This window comes from Stenotrophomonas sp. GD03654 (assembly GCF_029845105.1).
Taxonomy (GTDB): Bacteria; Pseudomonadota; Gammaproteobacteria; order Xanthomonadales; family Xanthomonadaceae; genus Stenotrophomonas; species Stenotrophomonas africana.
The window spans coordinates 26,389-35,025 of record NZ_JAOCLC010000055.1; the positions used below are offsets into that span (position 1 = coordinate 26,389).

General features: G+C 68.6%; 7 protein-coding genes. 4 read left to right on the forward strand and 3 right to left on the reverse strand.

Annotated features, from left to right (window positions below):
• Nucleotides 1–11: 11 nt before the first annotated feature.
• From ispE to N5J73_RS18145, 3 genes are read right to left on the reverse strand one after another with little or no spacing between them, the layout of a single operon-like run.
• Nucleotides 12–881 carry a 4-(cytidine 5'-diphospho)-2-C-methyl-D-erythritol kinase gene (gene ispE, locus N5J73_RS18135; RefSeq protein WP_049444768.1) on the reverse strand — a complete coding sequence of 290 codons (870 nt, stop codon included), beginning with the start codon at nucleotides 879–881 and terminating at the stop codon, nucleotides 12–14.
• Nucleotides 878–1,537, reverse strand: a complete 660-nt coding sequence (gene lolB / locus N5J73_RS18140) for a lipoprotein insertase outer membrane protein LolB (protein ID WP_049444766.1) — start codon at nucleotides 1,535–1,537, stop codon at nucleotides 878–880. Before lolB ends, ispE begins: the two co-directional genes overlap by 4 nt.
• Nucleotides 1,534–3,219, reverse strand: coding sequence for a tetratricopeptide repeat protein (locus tag N5J73_RS18145; protein WP_204315344.1), 1,686 nt, complete (start codon nucleotides 3,217–3,219; stop codon nucleotides 1,534–1,536). The genes lolB and N5J73_RS18145 overlap by 4 nt, the downstream gene beginning before the upstream one ends.
• 63 nt (nucleotides 3,220–3,282) lie before the next feature.
• Here N5J73_RS18145 and hemA point away from each other — a divergent pair, with 63 nt between their 5' ends.
• The 4 genes from hemA to ppk2 all read left to right on the forward strand — a co-directional run bounded on the left by hemA (nucleotide 3,283) and on the right by ppk2 (nucleotide 8,303).
• On the forward strand, nucleotides 3,283–4,566 hold the full coding sequence (gene hemA, locus N5J73_RS18150) for a glutamyl-tRNA reductase (protein ID WP_049444762.1): 1,284 nt from the start codon (nucleotides 3,283–3,285) through the stop codon (nucleotides 4,564–4,566).
• A complete protein-coding gene (gene prfA, locus N5J73_RS18155) occupies nucleotides 4,544–5,626 on the forward strand; it encodes a peptide chain release factor 1 (protein ID WP_049444761.1) in 1,083 nt (360 codons plus the stop codon). Before hemA ends, prfA begins: the two co-directional genes overlap by 23 nt.
• Nucleotides 5,627–5,631: 5 nt before the next feature.
• Nucleotides 5,632–7,344 carry a tetratricopeptide repeat protein gene (locus tag N5J73_RS18160; protein WP_049444759.1) on the forward strand — a complete coding sequence of 571 codons (1,713 nt, stop codon included), beginning with the start codon at nucleotides 5,632–5,634 and terminating at the stop codon, nucleotides 7,342–7,344.
• A 176-nt stretch (nucleotides 7,345–7,520) separates the two neighbouring features.
• A complete protein-coding gene (gene ppk2 / locus N5J73_RS18165) occupies nucleotides 7,521–8,303 on the forward strand; it encodes a polyphosphate kinase 2 (protein WP_019661160.1) in 783 nt (260 codons plus the stop codon).
• Nucleotides 8,304–8,637 lie beyond the last annotated feature (334 nt).

Below are 8,637 nucleotides of genomic sequence, written 5' to 3' on the forward strand. Positions count from 1 at the left end.
GCATTGACAAATCAGTGTTGCTCGAGTGCATCCAGCAGTGGCGAACGCGAAACGCCCGCTGCCACCCTTGCCCGCAACTCCTTCGGCAACTTCGACCGTCCCTGCTCTGCAGCAGACTGCGATGCGAACTCGACGAAACAACCACTTCCCGAACCGGTCAGCCGCGCCGTGCCAATGTCGCTCAACGCGGCGAACGCTGCCTCGACGGCAGGCTCACGGCGGCGCAGCACCGGTTCGAACGCGTTCCCGACCAGGGTCCCGGAAGCGAAGTCCTCTATTTTCGCCACTGGGCTGTCGCGCGTCAAATCCGGGTCTGCAAACAGGGCCGGGGTGGGAACATGAACGCCCGGCTCAACCACCACATACCAGGCCGGTGTCAGCACGATCGGCTGCAGGCGCTCGCCCACCCCTTCGGCCCAGGCGTTGCGCCCGCGCACGAACACCGGCACGTCCGCGCCCAGGCGCAGGCCAAGCGCGGCAAGCGCGTCCTCGTCCAGCCCTGCCCGCCACAACCGGTTCAGCACGACCAGCACAGTGGCCGCGTCGGAGGAACCGCCACCGAACCCCCCACCGGCAGAAACGTGCTTTTCAACGATGATGTCTGCGCCTTGCGCGATATTGGCCGCATCTTTCAGAAGCCGCGCGGCGCGGACCGCCAGATCATCGGCCTCGGCCACGCCGAACAGGCCCTCGCCCTGCCGACGCACCAGGCCGTCTTCACGCAGGCGCAGGCCGATGCGGTCACCCCAGTCCAGCAGGCGGAATACCGTCTGCAGCTCGTGGTAACCGTCGGCCCGGCGGCCGGTGATGTGCAGGAACAGGTTCAGCTTGGCCGGGGCCGGCCACCAGGACCAGCCCGTGCCATCGGCTACCCCCCTCATGGAGTGCCCTGCCCCCACTGGTCCACCAGCAGGCGCACCTTGGCATCCCCATTGCTGGCCTCGATCCGGCGCGGCAGCGCTGGGCGCCCGGCCTCGGCGGGATACCAGTCCAGGTACTGCACCTGCCAGCCCATCTGCTGCATGCGGCGCGGCCGGCCTTCACCGTCGCGCTCGACCTTCTCCGGACCGGCAGCATCGCCGGCCACCAGGCCACGGATCCACTCCGGCAGCTGGTTGACCGGAATGTCCCAGCCAGTGGCTTCCAGCAGCAGCTGCTGGGCATCCTCGCCGTCACGCGGCCCGCCAGCCAGCCCTTCCAGGCGGCCGGCTTCGGAATGGGTATCGCCGGTCAGCTTCCAGCTCTGCCGGGTCACCGGCGCGCTCAGCTCGACCACATAACGGCGCCCTTCCTGCTTCCAGTCGATGCGACCGCTGCCGCCGTCCTTGCCCTTGCTGACCGCGACCCGGCCCTGGAAGGCCCAGTCCGGCTGTGCCTGCAGCGCGGCCACGCGCGCCGCCTCGGCCTGCGCCGCTTCGGCAGACACGGTCTCGACCACCGCTGGCGCCGGGGTCTTCTGCGTGCCCACGCTGGTGCAGGCGCTGACCATCAGGGTCGCGGCCGCCAACAGCAGCGGCCGGATCAGGGAAACACTCATGGATTGAACTTCTCGCGGGCGCGCAGCAGCGCGCGGTTTTCAGGGTCGAGCTTGGCCGCTTCCTCGAAGAAGTGGCGGGCCTCGTCATGCTTGCCCAGCACCCACAGCACTTCGCCGACGTGGGAAGCGATCTCCGGATCCTTGGCCAGGGTCCAGGCCCGGCGCAGCTGCACCAGTGCCTCTTCCTTGCGGCCCAGGCGATACAGCACCCAGCCATAGCTGTCGACGATGGCGGCGTTGTCCGGTTCGGCCACGCGGGCGCGGTCGATCAGCTCCAGAGCCTCCTGCAGGCGACCGGTGCGATCGGCCAGGGTGTAACCCAGCGCGTTCAATGCCGGTACGTTTTCCGGCTCGGTCACCAGAATCTTGCGTAGATCGGCCTCGGCGCGTGGGATGTCGTCACGGCGTTCCCAGGTGAGCGCACGGGCGTACAGCAGGCCGTTGTCATCCGGGTAAGCGGCCAGGCCCCGGGCCAGCGCATCCAGTTCGCCGGCGCTATCGTCTGCGCGCTGGCGCAGTTCGGCTTCCAGCAGGTAGGCGTCGCGGCGCACATCGTCGTCGACCACCGCATCGGACTGGATCGCGTGCACTTCATCCAGCGCCAGCGGCAGGCGCCCGGCCAGGGCCTGGGCGTTGGCCGCGCGCAGGCGCGCTTCGCTCAGCTCATCGCCACCAGGCACGCTGTGATACCACTGCACCGCCTCGGGGTAGCGCTTCAGGTACTCGGCGATCTTGCCCAGCAGCAGGCGCTGCGCCGGGTCCGGCTTGGCCGCCTGCCGCGACAGTTCGTTGTAGAGGTTGGACAGCGCGGCCTTGTCGCCCTGCTTGGCCAGCAGCGAAGCGCGCATGCCCCAGGTCTGCACGTCCTGCGGGCCGAAGGCCAGTACGCGTTCGGCCGCAGCCGGCTGCCCCAGGCTGTCGTAGGCGATGGCCACCGCATTGCGCAGTTCCGGGTCCTGTCGGGTCTTCGGCTCCACGTCGTGCAGCAGCGACAATGCCTTGTCGGTCTCGCCAGCCTGCTGCAGCTGGCTGGCACGCAGCAACGCCACGCGCGGCTCCTCGGGGAAGCGCTTGACCACTTCATCGATCATGCGCCGCGCCAGCTCGGGCTTTTCCATTCGCAGGGCCAGGCGGCCGAATTCCTGCCAGGCTTCGATCTTCGGCGGAATGGCGTTGGCGTCGACCAGCTCACCCAGCACCTGTGCGGGCACCGCCGGATCACGGCCACCACCGATCAGCGCGGCCAGGGCGAACTTCCAGCCGCGCTCGTCGGGGTCGGCCAGCAGGGCCTGCAGCTCGGTGCGGGCGGCCTTCACATCGCCCTGTCGCATGGCCAGCGCACCGGCGGCGCTGCGCATGGTCAACGAGCGTGGGGCGCGCTGCTGCCACAGGGCCAGGCCCTTGGCGGCGCTGGCATCGTCGTTGGCGAGCATGGAAATGCGGGTCGCGCGCTCGGCCAGGCCGGCGTCGCCGTCGGTCTGCTGGGCCGCCTGCAGGTACCAGCGTGCGGCGTCGGCCAGCTTGCCGGCCTGCAGCGCGAACTCACCGGCCATCACCGGTTCCAGCGCCAGTTCCTCAGTGGCCGGGGCCCGTACGGGGGCCTTGGCCGGCACTGCCGCCAGGGCCTGGCTGCAGGCCAGGGACAGCAGCAGAACACTGGGGATGCGAATCAATGCGGGCATCGTCGGCATCGGGGCCTTAAAATGTCGTCCAATGGCCAGCAGCTTATCGCAAGCAACTGAACAATGACCCTGTGGGTGCTCGGACTGAATCACCAGACCGCACCGGTGGAGCTGCGCGAGCGCGCGGCCTTCGCCGGTGAGGCGTTGCCGCGCGCGCTCGGTTCGCTGCGCGATACCCCGCAGATCGCCGAGGCGGTGCTGCTGTCCACCTGCAACCGCACCGAACTGTACGCCGTGGCCGATTCGGCGCAGGCACTGGACCAGTGGCTGCACAGCCAGGCCGGCGACCTGCAGGGCTACCTGTACCAGCATGCCGATGCCGAGGCCGTGCGCCACCTGTTCCGCGTCGCCACCGGGCTGGACTCGATGGTGCTGGGTGAACCACAGATCCTCGGCCAGGTGAAGGATGCTTGGTCGACCGCGCGCGACCACGGTCTGCTTGGCCAGCGCCTGGACCGCCTGTTCCAGCAGACCTTCTCGGTGGCCAAGCGTGCGCGCACCGATACCCAGGTCGGCGCCAACCCGGTGTCGGTCGCCTCGGCGGCGGTGCGCCTGGCGCAGAACGCGTTCGCCCGGCTGGACGATTCCACCGTGCTGCTGGTCGGTGCCGGCGAGACCATCGAACTGGCTGCACGGCACCTGAGCGAGGGCAAGGTCCGCCGGCTGCTGATCGCCAATCGCACCCTCGCCCACGCGCAGGAACTTGCCAGCCGCCATGGCGGCGTGGCCCTGCCGCTGACCGAACTGGACCGCCACCTGGGCGAGGCCGACGTGGTGTTCTCGGCCACCGCCGCGCGCGAGCCGGTGATCCATCGCGAGATGGTGGCCAAGGCCCTGCGTGCGCGCCGGCACAAGCCGATGCTGCTGTTCGACCTGGCCGTGCCGCGCGACATCGAGGCCGAGGTCGGCACGCTCAACGATGCCTTCCTCTACACCGTCGATGACCTGGAACGCGCGGTGGAAGACAACCGCCGTGGCCGTCGCGAGGCCGCCGCCGAAGCCGAGGCGATCATCGACCTGCAGGTGTCGCGCTTCGTCGAGACCCAGCAGGCCAGCGCCCACCAGGCGCCGCTGCGGCAGCTGCGTGCGTTCGGCGAGGCCACCCGCGCCGAGCTGCTGGAGCGCGCACGCCAGCAGCTGGCCAACGGCAAGCCGGCCGATGAAGTGCTGGAACTGCTGGCCCACGGCCTGACCAACCGCCTGCTGCATCCGCCGACCGCCGCCCTGCGCGCTGCCGCGCTGAGTGGCGATGCCGACCTGACCCGCGCCGCCGAGCGCCTGTTCCCGGCCACGCCGGGTTACCGCCACCCACCCGTGAGACCCGATGACGCCGACCCTGCGCCGTAAGCTGGAAGCGCTGGCCGAGCGCCGCGAAGAACTGGAACGCCTGCTCGCCGAACCCGATGTGGTCGCCGACAACACCCGTTTCCGCGACCTTTCGCGCGAATTCGCCCAACTTGAACCGATCGCCATCGCCCTGGCCGATGAAGCCCGTGCCAAGGCCGACCTGGCCGCCGCCGAAGGCATGCGCGCCGACCCCGACCTGCGCGAGCTGGCCGACGAGGAGATCGCCGCCGCCCAAGCCCGCCTGCAGGAGCTGGAACAGGAACTGGCACTGCTGCTGGTGCCGCGCGACCCACGCGACGAAGGCAACCTGTTCCTGGAAGTGCGTGCCGGTACCGGTGGCGACGAAGCAGCGATCTTCGCCGGCGACCTGTTCCGCATGTACGTCCGCTATGCCGAACGCCAGGGCTGGAAGGTCGAGATCGAATCGGACAACCCCGGCGAACATGGCGGCTACAAGGAAGTGGTGGCGCGCGTGGTCGGCCGTGGCGCGTTCTCGCGCCTGAAGTTCGAATCGGGCACGCATCGCGTGCAGCGTGTACCGGCCACTGAATCGCAGGGCCGCATCCACACCTCGGCGGCGACCGTGGCGATCATTCCCGAGGCCGATGAAGTCGATGACATCGTCATCAATCCGGCGGACCTGAGGGTGGATACGTTCCGCTCGTCCGGCGCCGGCGGCCAGCACGTCAACAAGACCGAGTCGGCCATCCGCATCACCCACGTGCCAACCGGCGTGGTGGTGGAATGCCAGACCGAACGCAGCCAACACGCCAACCGCGACAAGGCGATGAAACGCCTGAAGGCGCAGCTGCTGGACGCCGAGCGCCAGCGCCAGGATGCGGCACAGGCCGAGTCGCGGCGCCTGCAGGTCGGCAGTGGCGACCGCAGCCAGCGCATCCGTACCTACAACTTCCCGCAGGGCCGGATCACCGACCACCGCGTGGAAGGCCTGACCCTGTATGACCTGCCGAACATCCTCGCCGGCGATCTCGATCCGCTGCTGCAGCGGCTCAGCCACGAACACCAGGTCGACGCCCTGGCCCAGCTGTCGGCGAGCTGAGCACGATGACGGCCTGGCAGCAGCGGCAACAACTGCAACAGGCGATCGCTCGCCAGCCCGGCGACTTTGTCGCCTGGGTGATGCTGGCCGACCTGGAACTGGAAGCCGGCGACATCGCTGCTGGCGAACAGGCCGCGCGCCGTGCGTTGCAGCTGCGTCCGAACCATCCCGAAGCGCTGGCGCGATTGGGCCGCGTGGCGTGGATGGCCGGCGCACATACCGACGCCGCGACGCTGCTCGGCCAAGCCTCGGCGCTGGCACCGCAGCATCCAGGCATCGCGCTGTGGCTGGGCCACGCGCTGGAAGATGCCGATGATGCCGAGGGCGCATCGGCCGCCTATCGGCGCGCGCACACCCTGATGCCGGCCGAGCCCTACATCGCCGCCCAGCGGCTGGCCTGGCAGCGCCGCCTGTGCGACTGGCAGGACGTGGACGCGCTGGCTGCACAGGTGCGCGGTGCGTTGGCCTCCGGACAGGGTGTTGTCGAACCGTTCGCCTTCCTCAGCGAGGACGCCAGCGCCGCCGAACAGCTGGCCTGTGCGCGTGCACGTGCTGCGGTGGTTGCTTCGGGGGTGCGTCCCCTTCCTGCCGTAAAGGCGCGTGGGCACGGCCCCTTGCGCGTCGGTTTCCTTTCCAATGGTTTTGGCGCCCATCCCACCGGGCTGCTGACTGTAGCCCTGTTGGAGCAACTGCGCCTTGACCCGACGCTGCAACTGCATCTGTTCGCACTGAACCGCGACGACGGCAGCCGCATCCGCCAGCGCCTGCAGGCGGCGACGCATCTGCACGACGTGGCCGGCCTGCGCCATGCCGACATCGCCACCCGCATCCGCGCGCAGGGCATCGACCTGTTGTTCGACCTGCGCGGTTGGGGCGGCGGCGGTACGCCGGAAGTGCTGGCGATGCGTCCTGCCCCGCTGCAGCTGAACTGGCTGGCCTACCCCGGCACATCGGGTGCGCCGTGGATGGATGCGGTGATTGGCGATGACTTCGCGCTACCACCATCGCTGGAACCGCATTACAGCGAACGCGTGCTGCGCCTGCCGCGTGCGTTCCAGCCCTCGGACAACACGCGTGCGCTGGAAGCCGCGCCGACGCGTGCGGACTGCGGCCTGCCCGAGCACGGCGTGGTGTTCTGCTGCTTCAACAACAGCTACAAGCTCAATCCGCGCAGCATGGGCCGCGCCTTCGCCGTGCTGCAGACGGTACCCGGCAGCGTGCTGTGGCTGCTGTCCGGGCCCGGTCAGGCCGATGCCCGCCTGCGCAGCACCGCACAGGCCGCTGGCCTGGACCCGGCACGCCTGGTGTTCATGGCCAAGCTGCCGCATCCGCAGTACCTTGCACGTTATCAGCTGGCCGATCTGTTCCTGGACACCAACCCGTACAACGCGCACACCACAGCATCGGACGCACTATGGGCCGGCTGCCCGGTGCTGACCTGCCCCGGCGACACCTTCGCCGCGCGCGTGGCCGGCAGCCTCAATCACCATCTGGGGCTGGCGCGAATGAATGTCGCTGACGATGCGGCGTTCATCGCCACCGCCAGCGCGCTGGGCAATGACCCTGCGGCACTGGCCGCGCTGCGTGCCGATCTGGCGCAGGCGCGCGAGCGCAGTGGATTGTTCGACATGGACGGGTTCGCCCGCGACCTGTCGGCGCTGCTGCAGCGGCTGGCGCGCGAACACGGCTGGCTGGGAACAACCGAACCGACCGGGTAATGTCGATTGGATGATGTCGACTGGGTAGAGTCGACTGTTGGTCGACTGCCTTCGGCAGGAAGCCTGAAACCCCGCGCTGCGCGCGATAGTCGACTGACAGTCGACTCTACCAGGCGTCGACATCGCCTGAGCCATCCCTGCGCTACGCTCGGGCTTCCTCTCCGCGTGGTGTGACGATGGCCAAGCTCAAGCGCAAGGACTACGACGAACTGCTGCTGCCGCTGCAGCTGGAACTGACCGCCATGGCGCGCTGGGTGCAGCACAGCGGGCAGCGCCTGCTGGTGCTGTTCGAAGGCCGTGATACCGCAGGCAAAGGCGGCGCGATCCAGGCCATCAGCCAGCACCTCAACCCGCGCCAGTGCCGGGTGGTGGCGCTGCCCAAGCCCACCGACCGCGAAGCCACGCAGTGGTATTTCCAGCGCTACGCCTCGCATCTTCCCGCCGCCGGCGAGATCGTGCTGATGGACCGCAGCTGGTACAACCGCGCCGGCGTCGAGCGGGTGATGGGCTACTGCAGCGAAACCGAGTACCAACAGTTCCTGCGCCAGGCGCCGGTGTTCGAGCAGCTGCTGGTGGATGACGGCATCCTGCTGTTCAAGTACTGGCTGTGCGTCGACCAGGAGCAGCAGGAGAAGCGTTTCGCCGAGCGCCACCTCGATCCGCTGAAGGGCTGGAAGCTGTCCCCGGTCGACCTGAAATCGCGCAGCAAGTACAGCGCCTATACCGAAGCCCGTGAGGCGATGCTGCGCGCGACGCATCGCGAGGCGGCGCCGTGGACGCTGGTGGATTTCAACGACCAGCGGCTGGGGCGACTGACCCTGGTGCGCAACCTGCTGGACCGGTTGCCGGACACGCGGGTGGATGCGCCGTTGCCGGAGCTGCCGAAGCTGAAGGGCAAGCTGCATCGCGAGCACTACGATGTGCTGAAGCCGATCGAGGACTTCCCGGTCGAGGAATAGGGTGGGTCGGCAGGGTTGCACCCTGCACCTGCCGAAGCCAGAGCAACGGCAACAGCGGGCTATCCGTGGGATGGTGGGACGGTGCCGGAGTGCGGGGACGCCGCAAGTACGTCCTTGTAGGCTTGGCAGCCGCATCCATGCGGCTGACACCCCGCACTCCGGCACCGCCCCACCTCTGACAGATCTCCGCGATCTGATGGATCCACGCCATGCGTGGATGACTCTCAATCGAAATCGAATATTTCGATATCTGTGAGATTTGAGCCGAGCATGGCTCGGCTCTACAGAAAGCAATACCGACAGCTCGCAGAAAACTGTCGAAGGCTGGGTGGGT

Excerpts from the sequence above, each read along its gene's own strand:
- ppk2 (WP_019661160.1), top strand. The coding sequence starts at position 7,521 with ATGGCCAAGCTCAAGCGCAAGGACTACGACGAACTGCTGCTGCCGCTG.
- lolB (WP_049444766.1), bottom strand. The coding sequence starts at position 1,537 with ATGAGTGTTTCCCTGATCCGGCCGCTGCTGTTGGCGGCCGCGACCCTG.
- prfA (WP_049444761.1), top strand. The coding sequence starts at position 4,544 with ATGACGCCGACCCTGCGCCGTAAGCTGGAAGCGCTGGCCGAGCGCCGC.
- hemA (WP_049444762.1), top strand. The coding sequence starts at position 3,283 with ATGACCCTGTGGGTGCTCGGACTGAATCACCAGACCGCACCGGTGGAG.
- N5J73_RS18160 (WP_049444759.1), top strand. The coding sequence starts at position 5,632 with ATGACGGCCTGGCAGCAGCGGCAACAACTGCAACAGGCGATCGCTCGC.
- ispE (WP_049444768.1), bottom strand. The coding sequence starts at position 881 with ATGAGGGGGGTAGCCGATGGCACGGGCTGGTCCTGGTGGCCGGCCCCG.
- N5J73_RS18145 (WP_204315344.1), bottom strand. The coding sequence starts at position 3,219 with ATGCCCGCATTGATTCGCATCCCCAGTGTTCTGCTGCTGTCCCTGGCC.